The sequence below is a fragment of the Coleofasciculus sp. E1-EBD-02 genome (assembly GCF_040218245.1).
Lineage (GTDB): Bacteria > Cyanobacteriota > Cyanobacteriia > Cyanobacteriales > Coleofasciculaceae > Coleofasciculus.
Map to the genome: position 1 here is coordinate 57,210 of NZ_JAVJQN010000155.1, position 22,741 is coordinate 79,950.

Annotated in this window: 24 protein-coding genes; 13 read left to right on the forward strand and 11 right to left on the reverse strand. The window is 44.0% G+C overall.

Annotation, left to right across the window (positions count from 1 at the left end; genetic code table 11):
• Positions 1-188 precede the first annotated feature (188 nt).
• The 3 genes from RIC07_RS25375 (at position 189) to RIC07_RS25385 (ending at position 1,969) form a co-directional block, all read left to right on the forward strand.
• Positions 189-1,205, forward strand: a complete 1,017-nt coding sequence (locus tag RIC07_RS25375; protein WP_446396929.1) for a serine/threonine protein kinase — start codon at positions 189-191, stop codon at positions 1,203-1,205.
• 103 nt (positions 1,206-1,308) lie between these two features.
• Positions 1,309-1,764, forward strand: coding sequence for a PIN domain-containing protein (locus tag RIC07_RS25380; RefSeq protein ID WP_446396930.1), 456 nt, complete (start codon positions 1,309-1,311; stop codon positions 1,762-1,764).
• A complete protein-coding gene (locus RIC07_RS25385) occupies positions 1,754-1,969 on the forward strand; it encodes a hypothetical protein (RefSeq protein ID WP_446396931.1) in 216 nt (71 codons plus the stop codon). The genes RIC07_RS25380 and RIC07_RS25385 overlap by 11 nt, the downstream gene beginning before the upstream one ends.
• 53 nt (positions 1,970-2,022) lie before the next feature.
• Here the strand turns inward: RIC07_RS25385 and RIC07_RS25390 are convergent, their stop codons facing one another.
• Positions 2,023-4,314: a response regulator gene (locus RIC07_RS25390; protein WP_446396932.1), complete on the reverse strand. Its 2,292-nt coding sequence runs from the start codon at positions 4,312-4,314 to the stop codon at positions 2,023-2,025.
• A 633-nt stretch (positions 4,315-4,947) separates the two neighbouring features.
• Positions 4,948-8,895 carry a PAS domain S-box protein gene (locus tag RIC07_RS25395; RefSeq protein WP_446396933.1) on the reverse strand — a complete coding sequence of 1,316 codons (3,948 nt, stop codon included), beginning with the start codon at positions 8,893-8,895 and terminating at the stop codon, positions 4,948-4,950.
• Between the two features lie 162 nt (positions 8,896-9,057).
• Between RIC07_RS25395 and RIC07_RS25400 the strand changes: the two genes are divergently transcribed.
• The 4 genes from RIC07_RS25400 (at position 9,058) to RIC07_RS25415 (ending at position 11,040) form a co-directional block, all read left to right on the forward strand.
• Complete coding sequence (locus RIC07_RS25400) at positions 9,058-9,726, forward strand: histidine phosphatase family protein (protein ID WP_446396934.1); 669 nt, start codon at positions 9,058-9,060, stop codon at positions 9,724-9,726.
• 50 nt (positions 9,727-9,776) lie between these two features.
• On the forward strand, positions 9,777-10,010 hold the full coding sequence (locus RIC07_RS25405) for a hypothetical protein (RefSeq protein WP_446396935.1): 234 nt from the start codon (positions 9,777-9,779) through the stop codon (positions 10,008-10,010).
• 98 nt (positions 10,011-10,108) lie between these two features.
• Positions 10,109-10,660 carry an REP-associated tyrosine transposase gene (locus RIC07_RS25410; protein WP_446396936.1) on the forward strand — a complete coding sequence of 184 codons (552 nt, stop codon included), beginning with the start codon at positions 10,109-10,111 and terminating at the stop codon, positions 10,658-10,660.
• 161 nt (positions 10,661-10,821) lie between these two features.
• The gene (locus RIC07_RS25415) at positions 10,822-11,040 is read left to right on the forward strand and encodes a hypothetical protein (protein ID WP_446396961.1); all 219 of its coding nucleotides are present in this window, start codon (positions 10,822-10,824) and stop codon (positions 11,038-11,040) included.
• Positions 11,041-11,151: 111 nt separating this feature from the next.
• Here RIC07_RS25415 and RIC07_RS25420 read toward each other — a convergent pair whose 3' ends face one another.
• The gene (locus RIC07_RS25420; RefSeq protein ID WP_446396937.1) at positions 11,152-12,039 is read right to left on the reverse strand and encodes a metal ABC transporter permease; all 888 of its coding nucleotides are present in this window, start codon (positions 12,037-12,039) and stop codon (positions 11,152-11,154) included.
• 208 nt (positions 12,040-12,247) lie between these two features.
• Complete coding sequence (locus tag RIC07_RS25425; RefSeq protein ID WP_446396938.1) at positions 12,248-13,039, reverse strand: metal ABC transporter ATP-binding protein; 792 nt, start codon at positions 13,037-13,039, stop codon at positions 12,248-12,250.
• 342 nt (positions 13,040-13,381) lie between these two features.
• On the opposite strand from RIC07_RS25425, the gene RIC07_RS25430 reads away from it, so the two are divergent.
• The 3 genes from RIC07_RS25430 (at position 13,382) to RIC07_RS25440 (ending at position 15,065) form a co-directional block, all read left to right on the forward strand.
• Entirely contained in the window at positions 13,382-14,302 is a 921-nt protein-coding gene (locus RIC07_RS25430) for a metal ABC transporter substrate-binding protein (protein WP_446396957.1), read from the forward strand.
• Between the two features lie 116 nt (positions 14,303-14,418).
• Entirely contained in the window at positions 14,419-14,715 is a 297-nt protein-coding gene (locus RIC07_RS25435; RefSeq protein ID WP_446396939.1) for a nucleotidyltransferase family protein, read from the forward strand.
• A complete protein-coding gene (locus RIC07_RS25440) occupies positions 14,712-15,065 on the forward strand; it encodes a HepT-like ribonuclease domain-containing protein (protein ID WP_446396940.1) in 354 nt (117 codons plus the stop codon). The genes RIC07_RS25435 and RIC07_RS25440 overlap by 4 nt, the downstream gene beginning before the upstream one ends.
• A 92-nt stretch (positions 15,066-15,157) precedes the next feature.
• On the opposite strand, the gene RIC07_RS25445 is transcribed toward RIC07_RS25440, so the two are convergent.
• The 3 genes from RIC07_RS25445 to RIC07_RS25455 are packed head-to-tail and all read right to left on the reverse strand — an operon-like array spanning position 15,158 to position 16,910.
• Complete coding sequence (locus RIC07_RS25445) at positions 15,158-15,763, reverse strand: hypothetical protein (protein WP_446396941.1); 606 nt, start codon at positions 15,761-15,763, stop codon at positions 15,158-15,160.
• A 32-nt stretch (positions 15,764-15,795) separates the two neighbouring features.
• Entirely contained in the window at positions 15,796-16,047 is a 252-nt protein-coding gene (locus tag RIC07_RS25450) for a hypothetical protein (RefSeq protein ID WP_446396942.1), read from the reverse strand.
• 14 nt (positions 16,048-16,061) lie between these two features.
• Positions 16,062-16,910 carry a hypothetical protein gene (locus tag RIC07_RS25455; RefSeq protein WP_446396943.1) on the reverse strand — a complete coding sequence of 283 codons (849 nt, stop codon included), beginning with the start codon at positions 16,908-16,910 and terminating at the stop codon, positions 16,062-16,064.
• Between the two features lie 176 nt (positions 16,911-17,086).
• Between RIC07_RS25455 and RIC07_RS25460 the strand changes: the two genes are divergently transcribed.
• The gene (locus RIC07_RS25460; RefSeq protein ID WP_446396944.1) at positions 17,087-17,953 is read left to right on the forward strand and encodes a shikimate dehydrogenase; all 867 of its coding nucleotides are present in this window, start codon (positions 17,087-17,089) and stop codon (positions 17,951-17,953) included.
• 30 nt (positions 17,954-17,983) lie between these two features.
• Here RIC07_RS25460 and RIC07_RS25465 read toward each other — a convergent pair whose 3' ends face one another.
• From RIC07_RS25465 to RIC07_RS25475, 3 genes are all read right to left on the reverse strand, one after another.
• Positions 17,984-18,298 carry an alpha/beta fold hydrolase gene (locus RIC07_RS25465; protein WP_446396945.1) on the reverse strand — a complete coding sequence of 105 codons (315 nt, stop codon included), beginning with the start codon at positions 18,296-18,298 and terminating at the stop codon, positions 17,984-17,986.
• Positions 18,295-18,747 (reverse strand): DoxX family protein, encoded by a 453-nt coding sequence (locus RIC07_RS25470; protein ID WP_446396946.1) that lies wholly within the window; start codon positions 18,745-18,747, stop codon positions 18,295-18,297. The genes RIC07_RS25465 and RIC07_RS25470 overlap by 4 nt, the downstream gene beginning before the upstream one ends.
• Before the next feature lie 271 nt (positions 18,748-19,018).
• Complete coding sequence (locus RIC07_RS25475) at positions 19,019-19,420, reverse strand: hypothetical protein (protein WP_446396947.1); 402 nt, start codon at positions 19,418-19,420, stop codon at positions 19,019-19,021.
• A gap of 219 nt (positions 19,421-19,639) precedes the next feature.
• Between RIC07_RS25475 and RIC07_RS25480 the strand changes: the two genes are divergently transcribed.
• Positions 19,640-20,863 (forward strand): ImmA/IrrE family metallo-endopeptidase, encoded by a 1,224-nt coding sequence (locus RIC07_RS25480; RefSeq protein WP_446396948.1) that lies wholly within the window; start codon positions 19,640-19,642, stop codon positions 20,861-20,863.
• Between the two features lie 19 nt (positions 20,864-20,882).
• A complete protein-coding gene (locus tag RIC07_RS25485) occupies positions 20,883-21,455 on the forward strand; it encodes a hypothetical protein (protein WP_446396949.1) in 573 nt (190 codons plus the stop codon).
• Between the two features lie 196 nt (positions 21,456-21,651).
• Here the strand turns inward: RIC07_RS25485 and RIC07_RS25490 are convergent, their stop codons facing one another.
• Positions 21,652-22,545 carry a hypothetical protein gene (locus RIC07_RS25490; RefSeq protein ID WP_446396950.1) on the reverse strand — a complete coding sequence of 298 codons (894 nt, stop codon included), beginning with the start codon at positions 22,543-22,545 and terminating at the stop codon, positions 21,652-21,654.
• Positions 22,546-22,741: the final 196 nt, after the last annotated feature.

Genomic DNA, 22,741 nt, shown 5'->3' on the forward strand with positions numbered 1-22,741 from the left:
AGCTTGTAGAGACGTAGCATGCTACGTCTGGGAGCTGGGGGAGCTGGGGGAGCAGGGGGAGCTGGGGGAGCTGGGGGAGATGGGGAAGTTAACTCAAAACGCTTACCTGTTCCCTGTTCCCTGTTCCCTGTTCCCTGACAAATGACAAATCTGCCAAAATAAGAACAAAGGGTTTAAATGCACAGGCGATGGCGTGGATAATAGGGCAGAAACTACACAATGGTCAATACACCATTGAAAAGACATTAGGCAAGGCGGGTTTCAGTATTACCTACCTAGCGACAGATGCACAAGGAAACGAACTGGTCATCAAAACGCTGAATGAGGATCGACTCAAAAAGCTAACTCCTTTACGTCGGGAAAGTCTCAAATGTAAGTTTGTCAATGAGGCGCGGCGGCTAGAAGGCTGTCGGCATCCTCATGTCATCCAGGTGTACAAGACATTCGTTGAAGGACAGTTTTTTTGTCTGGCGATGGAGTACATTCAGGGCAAGAGTCTAGGGAACCTGTCTCAACGAGTGTTACCCGAAAAGGAAGCGTTGAGTTATATCCAGCAGATGGGGGAAGCGCTGATCGCCGCCCATCAGCAGGGATTGCTGCATCAGAATGTCAAACCTGCCAATATTATGGTGAGGGCGGGTCAATATCAGGCGGTACTGATTGATTTTGACCTGGGCGGGAAATTTGAGTATCCCGTAACCGTGGGATGGCAAGATGAAGTTTTTGCCCCGATTGAACTTCAGTCGAAGACGCGATCGCGCGGCACCTTTACGGATGTCTATTCTCTGGCTGCAACGCTGTATGTACTCTTAACCGGGAAGCTACCCGCCACCTCTAGCGATCGCCAAAAGGGTAAGGCGGATTTAATTCCGCCAAAACAGATTAATTCTCAAATTTCTCAGCGTGTCAATAAAGCGATTTTGGCGGGAATGAAACTCGAACCCGAAGCACGTCCCAAGTCGGTGCTGGATTGGTTGAAATTGTTGGGACTACAGCGAGAGGGTGTGATTTCTGGATTAGGCAAAAAACCCCGTTGGGCGATGGTTGTTGGGATTTTAGGGGTAGTTGGCATCGTCGCTGGCGTGGTATCTGCCAGTCTTGGAGGAACAGGATTTTGGGAAAATATTATTCCAGAATCTTCTCCAGATGTCAACTCCTCCACCTCATCCCCCTTATACCTAAAATCACCAGAAACCGAAGAATAACTGTGCGATCGCGCGATCGTCGGGCTACTGGGTTATCCAATAGCCTTACTCCGCGTTACACCCTATTCACCGAACTCATGAGTGGACAAATCCGAATTAAAGAATGAGTGATGACCTCCTAATGAGAGTGTATTTAGACACCAGTGTATATAACCGCCCCTATGACGACCAAACCCAAGCTAAAATTTACCTAGAAACTCAAGCCGTCTTAATCATTCTCAATTTAATAGAAACCCAGCAGATTGAATCTGTAAACTCATCTGTATTAGAGTATGAAAATCAAAAAAATCCCTTTACCATTATTCAAAAAAATATCCAAAAATATCTCGCTAAAGCCAACCTTTTTCAACGCCTAAATGAAACGATTAGGCAACGAGCAAAACAACTGGAAGCCGAAGGGATTAAACCCATAGATGCCCTTCATGTTTCTAGTTTTGAAGCCTCGCAAAGTGATTATTTTATTACTTGTGACAAACGATTGCTCAACCGTTGTCAAGCTTTAGCTATTCCAGCTCTTAATCCTATTGAGTTTATCGAGGAATTAGACAATGAAAATTAACATTCAAAACGATCAACAAATCATTGAAGAAGCCTTTAATATTTTAATTGAAAATTTAGACCCTTCTAAAGTTAGTCGTTTTTGGACAATTTGTAAATTAGGTAGTGGTGACTATTCCCAACTGAAAGACAAACTATTTGCTGGAGAAACGGTTGATAGTCTTTATGAAAAAATTAAAGCCCAAGAAAAAAAAGACTCTACCTAAAATCTAATTTATTCAAGAAAACAACTACAAGATCCTAATTAGAACAGTGGTTTTCAAGTTAAGGGAATTTCTAAGATAAACTCGGTTCCTTGATCCGGTACAGAAACACACTGAATATTACCTTTGTGTTTGTCCACGATAATCTGGTGGCTAATTGCTAACCCCAAACCTGTACCACTTCCTACAGGTTTAGTCGTAAAAAATGGGTCAAATATTTTTTCTTGTATTTCCTCACTCATGCCGATTCCATTATCAGAAATCCGAATCACAATAAACTCGGAGAAGAAACCAAGAGAATCTAAATAGTCATCATCTGCTTCTGCTTTACCCATTTCTTCCTTCCCGTCTACCTTCGTCTTACTTTGCCTGAGTTCGGTGCTAATTCTAATCGTGGGAACGAGTCCTAATTGGGAATTGTAAAATTTGCTATCGGTTTGCAACGCATCAATCGCATTTTCCAGCACCATCATAATGACTTGATTTAATTGATTGGCGTAACAGGTAAGCAAGGGAATTTGACTATACGCTTTAACGAGTTGAATATTGGTTTCACGCAATCGGTGTTCCATCAAAACCAGCGTTGTATCAATCCCTTCATGAATATTCACCGCTTTCAGTTCGGCTTCATCTAGCCCAGAAAATCGTCGCAGTGACGTGACAATCTGATGAATTCGATTCACACCGACATTCATTGATTTCATTATTTGGGGTAGATCCTCTTGTAAAAACTCTAATTCAATCTCCTCCATACAATCTTGAATCTCGGAATGATGATTCGGGCAAACATCCTGGTAAAGTTGGATTAATTTAATTAAATCATTGAAATATTGACGAGCGATCGGAATATTTCCAGCAATAAATGTAGCTGGATTGTTAATTTCGTGGGCAACTCCGGCAACCATTTGTCCCAGACTGGACATTTTTTTAGATTGCACCAGTTGAGATTGCGTCTGTTTTAATTCCGATAATGTCAGTTTCAATTCTCGTGCTTTTTGCCGTTCTCGTGCTTCCGATTGTTGCAATTCGGCTTCAGCTTGCAGGCGTTCCAGTTCAGCCCCGGCACGGGCAATAAATATCTGTAAAATCATCCGTTTTTCAACGGTTAACGGCATCATTTTCTCGTCTAATACCGTTAAAATACCGATCAGCTTTCCCTCGGAATCTTTCAAGGGACTGCCAAAGTAGCTGTGGACATTAATCTCTTGTAAAAAGTGATCCTGGGGAAATAGTTGTTGCAAGTTTTTAGGATAGTGGCAAGCCTTACCCGCAAATACATTTTCACAGGGAGTATCTTTCAAGTCATACTCAATGTTTTCATGCCAGGTTTCACCTGTCCAATAGGATAATGTGCGAACTCGTGTTCCCGCAGGATTGGCAAACGTCGCAATCAAGGCGTAACGAACTTGGAGAACTTCCGCTAAATAACGCACACAAGAATGCAGGAATTTATCACCCGTTGTGGCGGCGGTTCCTTCTACGATTAATCGCAACGCTTCTTGTCGCCGCTTGCGTTCGGTCATATCCACGGAAATTCCGAAGAGTTGAATCACTTGCCCTTGGTCATTGATAATCGCTTCTCCTCTAGATTCAACATAGCGAATTTGCCCATTAGGGCGTATGACTCGAAACTCGATATCGTAAGGTTGTCCTGAGGTGATCGCCTCCTGGACGGTTTCTTCAAATAGGGGTTGATCATCCGAATGAATGCGTTGGATAATGTCCTCGTAGGTAATCGCTGATGAATTGGGATCAAGTCCAAAGATGCGATATTTTTCCCTTGACCAAGTAACTTTTCGCGTGCGGACATCAAATTCCCAACTCCCGATTTGGGCAATTCTTTGGGCTTGTAAGAGTGACGCTTCACTTTTACTCAGTTGGACTTCAGTGTTTTGGCGTTCTTGGATTTCCTGGGTTAACCGAGTATTTTCTTGACTGAGTTGCCGTTGTAATCGTAAGATGTGTAACTGATGCTCGATTCGGGCTAAAACTTCTTGAGTTTCAATGGGTTTACTGATATAGTCAGCCGCGCCAATTTCAAAGGCTTTGATTTTATCAAACGTTTCTTTTAGGGCGCTGATAAAAATGATCGGAATGGCTTGGCTTTCCGGATTGGCTTTTAACTGTTGACAGACTTGATACCCATCTATATCGGGCATTAAAATATCGAGTAAAATTAAATCCGGCTGCATGATGTCAACAGAGCGAAGTGCTTGTCGCCCATTCAGTGATACTCTGACGGTATATCCTTGTTCGGTTAAAAGTTTTTTTAAGACACTTAAATTATCAGGAGAGTCATCAACGATTAAAATAGTTTCTTTTGAAAATTTGTTCTGAGAAACTGACATTTGGGAGGCAGGAAACAAGGCTGTCAACATAAATATTGGTTAAGTTTCAGATTTATTGTACTCAATTACTGTATAAAAAACAACAAGTGACAAGCTTTGATCAGCTCTAATTAGCTTTTGCTTTTTTTGTGCCATTAAAATTTAGTGGTAGTCGTAACTAAAATTCATTCTGTTATCCTAATTTTCCAGAATGTTGCACCCTATCTGACCCCTCGAAACGATAATCTAGGGGGTAGATTCGTTTCACGATTCAAGCGGCAGAGTATCAGAGTTTGAATTTCTGAGATTCCGTCACATTAATCATCACGTTAGCGTTTTGACCCGGAGGTTTTATTTCTTTAAATTATATTAAGAATATCTTAATTCAAAGTCAATTATACGGCAAATATCTCAGACACTTGATCAAAATATTTACAAAATATTTACAAAACTGCCCCTTCTGTGAAGATTCTGTAAACCGGGGAGGTTCAAAAGACAGACTCAATCCGCTAGGGTTCTGATTTATGGTTGGTGGGCAATGCCCACGCTACTGGCTCACCGATTTGATGGGCGCACGCCATGCGCCCCTACATTGGGATTGGTTGGGTTGAGCGAAGTCGAAACCCAACGGAATTTAGGGCTGAAGTTCCCTGACTACAAGCCGATTAAGGTTAATAGCTTCTCCAACTCGAACTGATTCGTCAACTCAGCCAAGGCGTTGGCAAGGGATTCGTGAGAGGTGCGAATTTCCTCAATCCGATTCAGCATCAAATCAATATCACCCAATATTGTCGCTTGGTGGAATGCTTCTAACCAATCTGGAGGTAAGACAGCCAGAGACTCTGGGGTTAAGGAATAGGCTGGGGTTTGGCTGGGTGGAGTGGATGCTGTTGTCTGTTCATAAACATAGTTCACACCCAGATGATGGTGAATCGCGTCAAAAATCTCTCTATTGCGGAAGGGTTTGCGGATAAATCCATCACACCCCATGGAGAGAATAACTGCTTTCTCGGAGTCGAGGGTGCTAGCAGTAACGGCAATAATCACCGTGGCTTGACCTTGAGTTGTGGCTTTAATTCGTTGCGTGGCTTCATAGCCATCCATAATCGGCATCCGCATATCCATAAAGATTAGATGCGGTTGCCAACTCTGCCAAATCGCGATCGCGTCTTTGCCATTTGTCGCTTCTTGGAGAAGAAATCCCAGGGGATTGAGGAGTTGGATCAGCAGTTTGCGGTTATCTACGCGATCGTCAACAATTAGAATTCGATAACAGGGTTGGTTAGGTACTAAAGCAATAATACGCCGTTGAGGGTGTTGGCTGGGAACTTGGCTGGCGTCTGCTAATTTAACCCTAATCTCAAACCTAAAAACAGTACCCTGATCCACTTGAGACGCCACCGTCAGATCACCCCCCATGAGTCGGGCAAATTCACGGCTAATCGATAACCCTAATCCTGTTCCTTCCTGATGCTGTTTCCCGGTTTGACTTTGAATAAATGCATCAAAAATAGTCTCTAATTCCGCCGCCGCCATTCCCGCGCCTGTATCTTCAATTTCAAACTGGAGGGAAATCTCGTCAGGTTGATTAGCGGTAGGAGTTTCCCCGACATCGATACCCCGTGACACTCTCACCGACATCCCGCCTTCCTGGGTAAATTTAAAGGCATTCGAGAGTAAATTAATCAACACCTGGCGCAGTTTCACCGCATCGGTTTGTACATATTGAGGCACTTGATCGGAGTAATCAAACAGCAACTGTAATCCCTTGTCCCTTGCCTTAATTTGGAACAGATTTTCTACATCATGCAACAAGGCATACAGGTCAAAAACGGTCTGATTGAGGGTGATCCGTCCGGCTTCAATTTTGGATAAATCTAACACCTGGTTAATCAGCGTGAGTAGATGTTCGCTACTACGATAAATAATTTGAAGATTCTCTTGATAGTCAGCCGGAAACGTACTGCTGCGCTGCATCAATTGAGTAAACCCCATAATCGCGTTCAAGGGGGTTCGCAATTCGTGACTCATATTCGCCAGGAATGTACTTTTCGCCCGGTTCGCTGTTTCAGCCGTGTCTTTGGCTTGTGTTAACGCCAGTTCGATTTGTTTGCGATCGGTAATATCTTCAGCAATCCCGACAAAGCGGTAAGTCTTTTGATGAGGAACCGGAAATGAACGGGCGCGAATCCAGCGGATTTCTCCATTGGGTCGAGTAATCCGATAGACTTGATCAAAGTCAGTGGCATCCTGTAATTGTCGTTCCATCGCAGCAACTGTTGACGGATAGTCCTCTGGAAAAACGGAGTCTAACCAAGACCGAGGATTATCATACAAACTTTGGCGACTTCTCTGCCAAATTTGTTCATAGGCGGGATTGATATAGAGCATTTTTCCGCTGTGGGAGAGAATAAAGAAAACATCTTGGATATTTTCTGCCAGTTGCCGGAATTTTTCTTCACTCTCTCGTAACTGTTCCTCAGCTAATTTACGTTGGCTAATATCCTGTACCGTGCCAAACAGTTGAACCACCTGTCCGGATGAATTGAATACAGCTTCTCCCTTGCCCAAAATATACCGCATTGAACCATCACTCAAGAAAATTCGCAGTTCATGTTCGTAGGATTTTCCTGCCGTTATTGCGGCTTCAACTTGGTACTGAAATTGGGCAACATCATCAGGATGAATTTGTTTTAAAAGCTCGTCATAGCTGGGTGTCACCTGACTCGGTTCACGTCCATAAATTCGGAACACTTCATCCGACCAACTAATTTTTTTACGATTTACATCGAATGACCAATTGCCCAAATGAGCGAGGCGTTGGGCTTCATTAAGTTCTACTGTTCGTTCCCGAACTTGAGTCGCTAAGGTGCGGTTATAGTCGGCTAAAATCTGCTCTGATTCCTTGCGTTCCGTAACATCAGAAAATGTCGCGATCGCGGCGACAATTGTTCCGGTTTCATCCCAGATTGGCGTGCCATAGACTTCCAGGGGAATCGTGCGATCGGGTAAGCGAATTTCCATATTATCAATTCTTACTTTTTCACCCTGAAACGCCCGAACTAGGGGCATTTGTTCGACAGGATACAAGTCTTCGCTTCCCGCCTGATAAACGTGAAACGTTTCTGATAAGTCTGCGGTTTTGGCTTCCGGTAAGGTGTCGATCCCCAGTAATTGCTGTGATGTCTGATTCGCGTAGATAATTTGTCCGCTGATATCATGAACAGATACGCCAACCGGAATCGCTTCTAGGATTTGATTCAGGCGGCTTTCACTCTCAACTAATGCCGTATTTAGAGTTTGAAGTTCCGTAAACGAGGATTGTAGTTGAGTTGCCATCTGAGCAAAGGAGTTCGCTAATTCTCCGGCTTCATCCTGGCGCTGGATTACAACCGGTTTTTCCCATTCTCCCTGAGCAAGTTTTTTGGCAGTTTTGTTTAACTTGAGTAGCGGCTGAGTTATCCAACGGGCGGTGATAATACCTACGACTGTGGCGATAGTGAGAGTGGCGATACAAAGGATAATTGTGGTGCGATTATTCGCATAAATTTGCGCCATAAAGTCCGACTCTGGCACAACAGTGACAATCAACCAATCCAAGCCATAGTCATCTTGATAGGGTTTAACGTGAACAAACTGGCGTTGGGATAAGGTTGGGATAGAATCATCACTGATAAAGGTAAAACTAGCGGATTGAATTGATGCCAGATTATCCTCTTGGTTGAGTAAAGCTTGCATTGCCGCCCGCGTTAATTTATGGCTACTTTCAGTGGCTTTGAGCCGGATGAGTTTTTTGCCCTGAATATTTTTGACAAAAGCCTGTTCTTTCGTTGAGGTGGCGACCAAATCCCCAGAACGTTCTATAATAAATACTTGTCCAGAGGTAGAGATGTCTAACTTGCCCAAGAAAGAACTGATAAAAGAAAGAATGTAAACACCATAAAAAATCCCTTTCGATCTGTTATTCTGATCAACAGGTGTGGATATGTTTATTGCGGCAACAGGCGTCCCGATCAATGGATGGATTTCTGTCCAAATTAGTTTATTTTCCTGAATTGTTTCTTCATACCACATTCGTTCTCTTGCGTCCCAGTTGGGCAGCAGTTGAGCAGTGTCAATCACTTGACCCGCTTCATCGAGTAGGGAATAGATTCGCGTTCCTGGTGCAGTCCCTTTTAACTCAGCTTTAATATAAGAACCTGGAGGAGAAACTAGACCTAACTTATCGTGTGCTACGCCAATAAACCTTCCTGTGGAACTCGCATAGGCTAGTGCAGTCGGAGCATCAGACACCTGCATTTGCCGCCAGAGTCGCCAGTAAACTTGATCAACATCGGTTAGATCTAAATCTCCTTGTTCAACGGCTAATTGATTCAGAGTAACAAATTGACGAGATTGGTCAAAATAACTGTTGACGCGATCGCTAACTCGTTCGGCGGTTTCTTCAAGTAATTTGTTTGCTAGATCTTCAACGGCTTTTTGCCCACTGCGATAGGACAAATATCCCACTAATCCCACCGCCGTGACAATTTGTAAAACGAAGGGAACAATTAGAACAGTTTTCAGAGAAAATGGGCGAATTTTTTTGAGTACAGATCGCATAAGTCGTCGTTGTGTCGAGTATCTTATGGTGTATTACTTTTGTGTAAGACGTTACCCTAAATGGTAAATAGTAGTATTACACTGATCCGCTAAACTGATGTGCATTAAAATGGCGTAATTTCCCGTACCTGATTCCCGATTGCCTCAAAGGACAAGTGACAAATGACAAATAACAAAATTCTCAGTTGGCAAGACATCCGCAAACACCTAAAGCACCCCTTGATTTTAGCAACTCCGGTGACTTTACACATAGTCCGCCATGCTCAAAGCACTGTCAATGCCGAAAAGCGAATTGCGGGTTCTCAAGATGTAGACATAACGCCGCAAGGCGAAGCACAAGCCAAGGTATTAGGAACTCAACTTGATCCAGAGTACAATTTAGCCTTTGCCTCTGGATTAAAACGCGCCTATAAAACGTTAGATATTGCGATAACTAGCGGCAATATTAGTGTGGGCAGTATCCACAAAGATAAGCGACTGAATGAACGGAATTTAGGCGTATTAGAAGGCGGCAAACTCCGATTTATTCCTGAATATGCGGCTGGCGATTTAAACTATGCCCCGGAAAATGGCGAAAGTTATGCCCAATTAGCCCAACGAATTTTCTCGTTTTTGATTGATCTGGCTCAAATGACACAAACGAGTGAGGTGAATAAGGTTCTGATTTGTAGTCACATTGGTTCAATCCGGATTCTGGTGGGCATAATTACAGAAAATACAAGTTCGGTGGATGTATTGGGTCAGAGATTTGGTAATACGGAGTTGATAAAATTGGATTGGCATCGTTTAATTATTCCAGATTTTATAGAGAAAGGTGGAATTTTTCAATAAATGAATAGGTAGGGGCGGGTTGAGGAATAAATTGGCGGGAAAACCAATAAATGTGTTACAAAACCCGCCCTGCATTACCGAAAACATTCAATTCATGGATGCGATCGCGCCGGGGATTAGATGAAATTTCGTCGTCTGGCGGTGGGGATAGGGCGGGTTTCGTTGTTTTATTTGCGGTGTGTGTGATGATTGAATCCCTAAACCCGCCCCTACAGGATTGGGAGGATTGGCGTGCGATCGCTTGGAATATTAGACGGGATTTCGTGATCTGGTGGTGGGGATAGGGCGGGTTTCGCTGTTTGGTTACAGGTGTGTGTAATCATTGAATCCCTAAACCCGCCCCTACACGTTTTGCCAAAGGAAAACATCGTGCGATCTGATTATGAAATACAATCCGGATCAACATCATCGACGTTCAATCCGCCTTAAAGATTATGATTATACACAACCGGGATTTTATTTTATTACCATTTGTACTTGGCAACGCCAAACCCTGTTAGGTGAAATTATCGATAGTCAAATGCAGTTAAGCGATTCCGGCAAATTTGTCTATTTACATTGGCAAAATTTGCTGCACTATCATCCTAATTTTAAATTAGATGAATTTGTAATCATGCCCAATCATCTCCATGGCATCCTGATATTGACAGCGGATACTACCAGTCAAAAACACCATGGTTTGCCAGAGATTATCCGAGGATTCAAAACCTTTTCTGCACGCCGCATTAATAAAAATCGTCGCCAGAGGGGTGTCCCCGTGTGGCAACGTGGCTATTATGAACATATTATTCGCAATGAACAATCATTAACCGCGATTCGTGAATACATTGTGAATAATCCCATAGCCTGGGAAGAAGACGAATTGCATCCTAGTGGTTCTCAAGAATGGGATGGAACCATTAAAAATTTAGCCTTGCATAAGAATCGAAGATAAATCCAATGTAGGGGCGGGTTTAGGCACAAAATTAACGGGAAAACCAATAACATTCATATAAAACCCGCCCTGCCCCACCGAAAACATTCGATTAATCTGTAGGGGCGGGTTTAGGCACAAAAAAAATAAGATAATACAAAAAGTTGAAGAGTTGATTGCCTGTGGCGATGACACTACATCCAAAAAACTATTGGGAAGTACCAAAAGAAACGGTTCGAGTAGCGCGTGCATCTTTCCCCAAAGGAAACGTATACATGAAAATGTATGATGAATTAGGCACACTATACAAAGACAAAGACTTTGTAGATTTATTTCCCGTAATAAATAAATTTCCGCGTCAAAACTCAAGTAAGAATGCAGCTTACTGGGTAAGTCTTTGAACCCGTTTTAACGGGTTTAAGCTTTTAGCCCCAACTTTAGTTGAGGGCTGATACTGGGTGATAACGGGGATAGCGTTCCCCGGATTTGGTATAACTAAAGCGTGACTCATTTCATCTCAATAGTCCCTTAATTTCCCGCCAAATCTGTGACTGATTAGATTGAACTCTGGGATGAGTTAAAACACCCTGACTGGGACTAAACAAAAATGCCAGCATGAAAAATCCAAAGGTGACTAATACAATAGCCGGACCCGATGGCAAATTGAAAAAATAGCTCAAATACATCCCACTAATACTGGCAACAACGCCAATTCCTGACCCTAACAGCATCATCTGGTGTAACCTTGTCACCAATAAATACGCCGTCGCCCCTGGGGTAATTAGCATGGCTAAGACTAAAATCACGCCAACGGCTTTGAGACTGGCGACGATGGTTAGGGCGATTAAAATCATTAAGCCAAAGTTGAGTAAGTTTGTCGGTAATCCTGCTGCTTTTGCACCAATGGGGTCAAAGGTATAATACATTAATTCTTTATACAACAACAGAACAATGGCGAGGACAATGACGGTAATTAGGGCTGTATTGATTACTTCCTCTCCGGTAACGCTGAGGATATTGCCAAATAAAAAGTGATTTAGGTCAATCTTATTGTCTTTTTGAATAACCGTAATTAAGGTAATACCAAGGGCAAAGAAGGCGGAAAAGACAATCCCCATCGCCGCATCTTCTTTAATCTGCGATCGCGTTCTGATCCAGGTAATTACAAGGGTACTGACAATACCCGCCAAAAACGCCCCTAGAAAGATATCCACGCCCACGATATAGGCGATCGCTAATCCGGGTAATACGGAATGACTAATCGCATCACCGAGTAAGGCGAGGCGTTGTACCATCAGGTAGCTTCCCACTGAAGCGCAGACGATTCCCACTAAGACGGCTGTCATTAGCGATCGCTGCATAAAGCTGTATTGTAAGGGTTCAATTAAAAGGTCAAGCATTATTAGTCATTGGTCATTTGTCATTGGTCATTTGTCATTCGTCATTTGTTATTTGTCATTCGTCATTCGTCATTTGTCATTTGTCATTTGTTATTTGTCATTTGTCATTTGTTAAATATCTCAAACGTTAGCCAGGGCGGGTTTTGTCGAAACGTTAACAAAAACAATCAATTTTAATCCCTAAACCCGCCCCTACACAATTCAAACATTAAGCGGCGTCTGAGAAAAAGACGACTTGACCTCCATACGCCCGTTGTAGGTTATTTGCCTGCATTACCTGTGGGCGGGAACCTGAGGCGATTAATTCCCGATTCAATAAAATTAAATCATCAAAATTGGTAATAGCTTCTCCTAAATCATGGTGAACCACTAACACGGTTTTCCCGGAATCGGCTAATTCGTGAAGAATCTCAAATATAATGGCTTCGGTTTTTTTATCAATTCCCGCCATGGGTTCATCAAAGCAGAAAATATCCGCTTCTTCAGCTAATGCTTTGGCGAGAAAAACGCGCTGCTGTTGTCCCCCGGATAATTGCCCAATCGGGCGATCGCGAAATTCACTCATCCCCACCCGCCCTAACGATTGGGCGGCGATGCGTCGGGATACGGTGGAGAAACGCCGAAACCATCCCGTCTTGCGTATCCGCCCCATCAATACCACATCCCATACGGTTGCAGGGTATGTCCAATCAATCTGCGATCGCTGGGGTACATAGGCGATCCTGTTTAACTGATCCATCAAGGGTTTCCCCTGATACATCGCCGTACCACAGCTTGTCTGCACTAACCCCAGCATCGCTTTCATCAGCGTACTTTTCCCCGCGCCATTGGGACCAATAATTCCCGTCAGTCGCCCCGGTTGAATCGGACAGGTGATATCCTTGAGCGCCTCCACGAAGCGATACTGTACGCTAAGGTGTCCAATCCTTATGGATTCCTGGTGGGTAATGGTGGGACTTTGGGGGTTGGAGTCGTTTCTTTTAAAGATAAGCGTTGACATGATTAAACCGGGCAGATTGGGGAAAATGAAACAATTATGAGAATATTGTACATTTAAAAATGAAAACAATATGAAAACCACTATATAAACTTGATGATCGGAATAACTCACTCGCAGGGTAGAACTCAGTTACAGGAGTGTACAGGTGTAGGGGCGGGTTTGACTGATAAGGCTACCCAACACACCAATACCTTGACTAAACCCGCCCTGTTTGGGGGAAAGGGTAATTCACATCGGTTGGGTAGAGCGATCGCGAAATCCGACAGACTCTCTCACCGGAGTTGGGTAGAGCGAAGTCGAAACCCAACCTACAACGGTGGCATATTTGCACTAGCTGGGGTGATGCTGGGACTTTGGCTGAGTGGCTGTGAGGCGACAAATCCGAATCTCTCAGGAACCGATGCAGAGGATAAACCCAACGTTGTCGCTACCAGTACCATTATTGCCGACTGGACCGAACAAGTGGGGGGAGATGAGATCGAGTTAACCGGAATCCTGGAACCTGGTGCTGATCCACACGTTTACGAACCCGTACCTGCTGATACCATTGCTTTAGAACAAGCCGATTTGATTCTCTACAACGGGTATAACTTAGAACCTGCACTAATTAAACTGATGCAATCGGCGGGGGTAAATGCCAAAACCTTTGCTGTTGGCGAAGTTGTCACTTCCTTAGATTTTGAATATCAGGGAGAAACGGAACCCGATCCTCATGTTTGGGGAGATGCAGAGCATGGGATTAAAATGGTCAATGCCATACGCGATCGCTTAATTGAACTTTCACCAGAAGACGAAGACGAATTTACCGCCAACGCCGCCAAACTCACGGCGGAATTAGAACAGGTGGATACCTGGATTACTCAGCAAATTCAAACCATCCCCGCGAATCAGCGTAAACTTGTCACCACCCATGACGCCTTTCAATATTATGCTCAGGCTTATGGATTAGAAGTGATTGGCACACTAATCGGAATTAGCACCGAAGAACAACCCAGCGCCCAAACTGTGAAAACCCTATCCGATGCAGTGGAAGAAGCCGGAGTTCCTGCTATTTTTGCCGAAACCACGATTAACCCGGCTTTAATTGAAACGGTTGCGGAAGAAGCGGGGGTTAAATTAGCCCCATCCGAACTCTATTCCGATTCCCTAGGCGCACCTGGAAGTGAAGCGGATACTTATGTGAAAATGTTGATTACCAATACCCGTACTATTGTCGAAGCCTTGGGAGGCGATTATCAAGCATTTCTGAATGATGAATTATAGTAGGTTGGGTAGAGCGATCGCAAAACCCAATCGGCAAAGTGCAATTGTATTAAAATGGTGGAATAGGTTTCGGTTTTGTTGACGCAGTAAACCCACACAGTTAAAATATTTGTAGCATGAAAACACTTGCAGAAGTCCAAGCTTTTTTTAATAGAAATAAACCAATCCTTCGGCAAAAATATAATTGGTTAAGCGAATTGGGCATTTTTGGCTCTTATGTGAGAGGAGAGCAAAATGAAGACAGTGATGTTGATGTGTTAGTTGATTATACGGAAGCACCGGATTTAATTGAATTAATTGATCTTGAACACTATCTCAGCGATAATCTGGGCATTAAAGTTGATGTAATAACGAAAAATGGATTAAAACCCAGACTAAAAGAGCGAATTTTGTCAGAAGTTGTTTATGTATGACTAAACGAGACTTAGACGATTTTATTGAGGATATCTTAGAAGCAATTGGAGCGGTTGAACGATTCCTGGTAGGGGTAAGCTTTGAGGATTTTACCAAAAATGAGGAGAAAATTTTTGCGGTCGAAAAGGCGATGGAAATTATCGGGGAAGCGGTTAAAAATATTCCCGACTCTATTAGAAGTCAGTATCCTGAGATTCCCTGGAAAAATATTGCCGGAATGCGAGATAAGTTAGTGCATGAATATTGGGGTGCAGATGTCAACATTTTATGGAAAACGGCACAACAGAGATTGCCGGAATTGAAAGAACAGGTAATCAAAATTAGACAGGAATTACAGAATGATGATTAACAGGCGCTATAGGTTTCCAAAAAATAAATATAGCCAAGTTTATACCAAGTTGACTACTTTCCAAACGTGCCATGACACGTCTGGAACATGGCTCACCCAGTTTCCTGCATCATCCACACCAAAAACCCTAAAATTTGCTCCACAGGTGGCAGAGGATAATCAATTAAATCAATGGTTACGGTTTGTTCTTCTAGCTTCAGAAATCGCCATTGAGTGCCACTACTAACTGCCCCATAAATCGTGTAAATAGGTGTTTGTTTTGCCTGATTAAATCGCTGTGCTGCCACCATTTCAGCAATACATTGCCCAAATCCTGTTCTCAAATCCGCTTTTTTTGCCTCGATAATAATCAAGACTGGTGCTTCAATTTCTAGAAGTTCCTCGGAACGACTCAAGAGAAAATCACACCGTCCATTGAGTCCAAGTGATTCATCAACGGTGAAATCCTCCCCGGAAAATAAGCTGACCCGCCGTTGCAGGATGCGCCGAACTTCCAGCAAAACCGGGTAAATAATGCCTTCCGAACGCGCTTTTTCACTAGCTGATGCTGCTAAAGGTAAACTTTCTTCTAAAAAGGATATCAGGGTTGGGGACGGTTGAATGGGTTCAATATCTGGTAAAAAGTGAATCCCTTCGGCTGTGGTTAAATTAAACGCTTCTTTGACTTTACCAATCGTAGTAAATTCACTATAGGGCATAGCGGAATAGTTATAAGGATAGGTTTTGTTGTTCAGCTATTGGTGAGGAGGGCGGGTTTTGTTGTTCCGTTATCGGTGGGGAGGGCGGGTTTTGTTGTTCCGTTATCGGTGGGGAGGGCGGGTTTTGTTGTTCCGTTATCGGTGGGGAGGGCGGGTTTTGTTGTTCCGTTATCGGTGACTAGCTGAATTGATTTCCTAAACCCGCCCCTACAAATGACAAATGACAAATGACGAATGACAAATGACGAATGACAAATGACAAATGACGAATGACAAATGACCAATGACAAATGACAATTTAACGCCGTCTTCTTCCCATTGAACGCCGACGGCTGCCAAAACTGCTACCAAAACGACTGGAACGATTCATCCGTGTCGAACTAGATTTATTAGAACGGCGCAAATTACTAGATCCAAAACCTGAACCTGTCGCCCGATTAGCTTTTTGGCTATTTTTGCGAGCCGTTGATGATGAATTAGAGGAACGTCTTAATTGACCTGTACTGCGGAACGTTTGACGATTCTTTACTGCAGGTGGCGGTTGATTATGACGGGTTTGATATCGGTCTACCGCTTGGGAGTAAGTGCTTCCATATCCACCATATCCGGTCATAATTCCACCATGGTAAACCGGGGGGACATAATAGCTGGGTCGAAATAATAAACTCCCCAAAGCTTGACCCGCCATAGCACCTGCAAATGGTGTCCAAAAACTGGATTCCCGCCGCACAATTACGGTTTCCGGTTGACCTGTTTGCGGATTTGTTTGGGTTTCGGTAACGTTATGCACATATTCAATCCGAAAGTCTTCACTTAAGTGCATATCGGCTTGACCATTTTCGATTTGCAAGTATGTCTTTTCACCCGCCGCGAGTTCCTCATCCGTAAGACGGGCTAATCGCAAATCTGGACTCCGCAAGACGGGGGGTGTACCGGGTGGTGTATTCAGCAACATCAGGCTATATTCACCACTAACATCATCGTAAGTGGCTTGTTGAACCGGATATTTCCCATCACTGAACTGCTGGGCATTTGAGGTAACATTGACCGTCTGATTTGGGCTTTGGGCGACAGAAGGCGAACCACAAGCTAGGGTGGTTAGACACAATGCCAAAGACATGAAAAGGATAAGAAATTTTCGCAGCATATCAGAAAATTATTGAATTGAACGATTCATTGGTAACTGGGAACAGATTAATCTGAAATAATAGTATCATTGGTGGTATTATTTCGGTTTGGTGGGACTACCCCAGCTAATTCAATCGTCGGAAAAGAGGATTGATTGGTGATTAACCTCATCCCCTGTCCTGCTAAAATAGCACAATGCAACAGATTACAGGGACAACCAAACTCTTAGGCGTAATTGGTCATCCGGTGGAGCATTCTCTATCACCAATTATGCACAATCGCGCGATCGCACAGTTGGGTGTGGATTATGTCTATCTCCCTCTCCCCGTCAAACCGGAAGATTTAGCTGTCGCCGTGGCGGGGTTTGCGGCGATGGGGTTGCAAGGCTTTAATATCACGATTCCCCATAAGCAAGCCATTATCCCCCTCTTAGCCGAGGTATCCGATATCGCCCAACTGGTGGGTGCGGTGAACACCGTTTGGCGTACCGATAAAGGCTGGAGTGGAACAAATACCGATGTCTTAGGGTTTATCGCCCTCCTAAACCAATATCAGCGAGATTGGCATCAAACCAAGGCGGTAGTATTAGGCTACGGTGGTGCAGCACGCGCCGTTGTCGTGGGTTGTATGCAATTAGGGTGTCCTGAGATTTGGGTTGTCGGTCGCAATCCCTATAAACTAAGTCAGTTTCAGCAAAGTTGGGCAAATACTCCCCTATCTCCAATTCTCCAAGCCTATCCCTGGGAGGAACTCCCCCAATTACTACAACAAGCCGATTTACTCGTAAATACCACACCTGTCGGGATGCATCCTTATGTCGATCAATCCCCTGTCGATGAACAGACAATGCAAGGATTACCCAAAGGTGCGATCGCCTATGACTTAATCTACACCCCCAATCCCACCAAATTCCTCCAACAAGCCAAACAACAAGGCGCGACTCCCATTGACGGCTTAGAAATGTTAGTGCAACAAGGTGCAGCCGCCTTAGAAATTTGGTTAAAACAAACACCACCCGTTGAGATTATGCGAGAATCCCTACAACAAAAATTAGGCTTGTAACCTCGCTTGTAGTTCGCTTGTAGTTGCGCTTTAGCGCCGGCACCCCCTACCGAATAAACGCAACGCCTCAACAATTTGATTCACCGCATCTTCCTGCACAAAATGCCCCGCACCTGAAAGAATAACCGTTTTAGACTTCGGAAAAACCTGCTGAAAACGCAAACGCTGACTCGCCCGAAACGCCGGATCACGATCGCCCCACAAAATCAACGCTGGCTTATCGACCAAATTGCAGAGACTTTGGCTAACCTGTTGCAGAAATGAACCACTTTTGAGAAGCCACGAGGGATGACGGTTGTCAAGGGGAATCGTTTCAGGAGATTGGGTTGGTGACGCTTTTGTCATGATCGATTAATCAAAGGCTTAATTTTTTCAGCGACAACTGATGCGCCAGCTTGTTTTTCCGGGTGGCGAGTATACCAATAAGCCCAAGCAATTAACACGGCTTGAAAGGGTAGCCGAATCCAATAAAACAATTGACTGTGGGGAATGCCTTCAATCTTGATATTGTTCAGTGTCATATAGATATTGGCAGGAAACACCGCAATAAACAGAGCAATCAGTCCCCAGGCGGCGGCGACGCTAACAAATGGAATCATTAAGCCAATACCGCCGAGAATCTCGAAGAACCCGCTTACATAGACAGACGTCAATGGCGGAAAGGGTGGCGGAACGATGCGGGCATATTGTTCTGGTTTCAGGAAATGGGTGATACCGACGATGATGATACACACCGCAAGAACACCCCGAAGGATTTCTTTGCGGCGATAACTCTGGTCAGGTGATTGAGACATAAGGAATAGAGGAAACTTACGATCACAGGATAGAGAGTGCGATCGCGATCGTGCGTCTATCCATAGTTAGCTCTTAAACGGCTCGATAACCCCTGAACTGGGATTTAGTATTACATTTCATCATCTTAACTGTTCTAATTTAATCATTTCTCATTTATTTGTCGGGGTAGGTTTTCCCATTATCTGGTTTTGAAAGCCCCCAATTGAATAAACCAACCCTGAACATAGGTGCATAGAATAGGAGTTAATATTGATAATCTTTGCCGGATTTTTAATTTAATTTTTCATACTGCAAATATTTCAGCATCAGTAAACGCAAGTAATCCAACATTCTAATATAACCCTTCATTTGCTCATACTTGCCATTACTGCCAAAGTAAAACTGGACGATAACAGGTATTCTAAAAAGTCGCATTTCTCGCAATTGCTCAATTGCCTTGGTTTCATTTACAATCCACCCTTGCACCTGAATTTGATTGGCATAGCCCCGGAGAGTGACCGTTAACAGTTCAATTTCCTCTAACAGAGAAAACTCTTCATTAGATGGACGAAAATTATCCACAATTTCTTTTCGTTCTCTTTGAGTATTCTGATAGGCTAATTTTATCTCATCTAACAAATGCACAATATGAGTTTTAGTGGCTTCTCTCTCATTTAAAACAGTTTCACTCATATCTCTGCTACTTTCTCCGACTCAAGTAAAACTTGCTGCAAATCATTATATTGTGAACGCCTTGAAAGAGCGATCGCGCTCCTGGGTTGATCCGCCGTTAATTGCCACCGCCAAAACCTGACATTAGAACCAAAAAACCCAATTTAATGATTGACATTGTTAGATTAATGATCTAACTTCATCAAATCTGTCACTCCACACCGTTGAGGGACTCTTGCCATGACGAACAACATCCTTGACAAAATTGATACCCAGAGATTGGGGGAACTCCTTCAACAAGCGCGTAATCAGTGTGGCATGACCCAAGCGGATGCGGCTAACGTCATCGATGCAGCGCGTACAACGATGGTTGCGATTGAGAAAGGAGAGCGCCGTCTTAAGCCAACAGAACTGATCAAGCTTGCCCGTGCTTACGGACGAGCCGTCAGCGACTTTGTGCGCCCCCGTCCCGTGATCCAACCGTTGGAGGTTCAATTCCGAGCTGCCTACCGACGGAATGAAGTGGAAGAGTCACAGATTGAACCTGTCATTCAACTCCTAGAGGAGTTGTGCCAGAATTACCTGGAACTTGAAGAAATTATGGATGCACCACTCCCGCGAAACTATCCTCGTGAGTACCATCTGAGTGGTATGCCTATAGAGCGGGCGGCGGAGAGTATTGCCGTTGAAGAACGTCAACGCCTCGGTCTTGGAGATGGTCCCATTCCTCTGCTTCGAGACATCTTAGAGCAGAGTGTAGGACTCCGTATCTTTTACTTAAAAATGCCACCAAAATACTCAGAAATCTATAGTTACGACGAGCAACGGGGTGGCTGCATGGCAATTAATGCTCATCACCCCGAAGAACGGCGACGTTGGTCATTAGCTCATGGATATCTTCATTTTCTTGCTCATCGACGCAAGCCTGTACTTGATTTTGAGGGACAGTACAAGAGAATGCCAGAAAGTGAACGACTCGCTGAAGCCTTCCCCAAGTATTTCCTGATGCCGACGAGTGGTTTACTTAAACGATTTAACGATATGTACCGCGCCAATGGTAAGTTTACTCCCACCAATTTATTTACGTTGGCTCATTACTACGGCGTATCTGTGCAAGCGCTGATTTATCGGTTAGAGGAGATGGAACTGCTGCCATCTGGAACGTGGGATCGATTGAGCGATCGCGGATTGAAAGTTAGAAAAGTACAAGAGGAACTTGGCTTAGCCCTTCGGCTTCGCTCAGGGCTAAAAGAAATCCCCCAACGTACTGATACGATGCCAGTCCATTACCAACATCTTGCCATTGAAGCATTCGATCAGGGGCTGATTACTGAAGGGCGTTTCGCTGATTTTCTTCATGTTGATCGCCTTGAAGCCCGTCGCCTTGCCGAAGTATTGCGAGAGTATTCCAGTGGAATGGTGGAGGAAGCGACTGATTTGGATTTACGCCAAGGGCAGGAATGACAGAAGGTTAACTTAGCTTATGCAAATTGTTCACTCCCACGTTCTTCTTGATGCCTGCTGCATCTTAAACTTTAGTGCATCAGGTCATCTTTTGGAAATTTTGCAGGCTATTCCGGCTCAAGTTGCAGTTCCCCAAGTTGTGCGAGAGCGCGAGTTAAAGACACTGCAACGCCTTGAGAATGAAGAGAACGAGGGAGCGACTCAGTTTGAGGCTGCTATTGCCCAGGGTGTACTGATTGTGGTGGACTTTAAATCAGAAGCAGAGGAGACATCATTTGTCAACTATGTTTTTGAACTAGGCGATGATGGAGAATCTGCCTGTTGTGCGATCGCGGTTCACCGAGGATGGGCAATAGCAACTGACGATAAGAAGGCAATCTCGTTTATTCAACGGGAGATCTCCCAGCTTCAGATCATATCAACTCCAGAGATAATCAAGCATTGGTCAGAGAAAGTATCTCTTGATGCTTCAGTACTCCGTGATGCACTCAGGGCAATTCGGGTCAAGGGGCGATATTTACCACGTAAAAACCATCCTTTACTAAGTTGGTGGCAAGCTGCTTTGACTGATCCAGACGCTTTAGAGGAATGAGATTCTGTAATCCAAATACATTGTTTTTGAAAACCCATGCAATTAGGGGCTAAAGCCCCTACTACGAACCCAACTAAAATAGGACGTTGTTTGTAGTGAGAACTTTAGTTCTCTCTCCGCCTAGCTGGAGAGGGCTAAAGCCCCTACTACGAACCCAACCTATTCCAGCATTTTAACTGTGTCAGTCCACTACGGTCTAAGAATACCGGATTTGCAGCAGTAGTCTATCTGCTTTAACGGGAGAAATGACTCGGTGAATGCAGGAAGGATCTTGAACAAAACCAAATCCACTTTCTCCTTCAATGATCAGTTGATTGTCTTGCCCGTAATAATTAAGTACCGCCTTGTCCGACTGGCGACCCGCAGAAAAAGTCATGTAAAGTGGCTTTTTCTGATGAGAACCTTTGAACATAACGTGAGCGCCAGAATCAGCCTTCACATCCGTGATATAAAAATAGGCGGTCATAAAGTTGTACCCAGCGATATCATAGTGAAAATTTGTGGGTGGATAACTCTGTCTAATTTCCGGCTCGGACAGATCTGAAACTAAACTCCAAGTCAGATGCTGGGTAATTTGATTGGGCCAATACCCCAGATAGTTCTTAACGATTTGCAACAGCAGAGGATCTTGGGTAATTTTTTGAATGGCTTCGCAATCCATTGCATCACGCACCAAGGCACGCAGCACTGGATGCTTACCTCGCCTTCGACCCTTTCTAATTACCTCTTCGATGAAAAACTCGTCGTCAGACTCAGGTTCAATACAAGGTGTTTGAATTGCATATTGATAGATTTCTTTTACCATTGACGGCGATAAATAAAGACCAAATCCTACTCCTTCATGACGGAGTTGTTGGACACATTTATCTAGGGAAACACCGTCAAACATTGAATCAGAAGCAATCTTCAGGCGTTTTTTATAGAAGTCGGGATTTAGGCGCTGTCGCCTAGCTTGGAGAAGACTATATATTCTCCGACAGATGAGGAAACGACCAAACCGCTGCGTGAAGTCTCCTTGGATTAACCGCTTGATCGGGTTCGAGGCTGAACTTAAGCGTCCCTTTGAACGTTCTAATGTGGCACTTTTCATGACAATTCTCAAGACACTTGGCTACATCTACTACTCTCATCATTACTTTTGGAGATCAGGAGTGTCACACTCAGTTTGAGATCAGTAATTTACGCCGCGCAACTGATCTGTTATTTCTTTTAGAGAGAATTGTACAGCCGATATCCAAGAGGGTGGCGGAATAGATTTGACGGTTCAATCGAAGCTAAAACAAGCC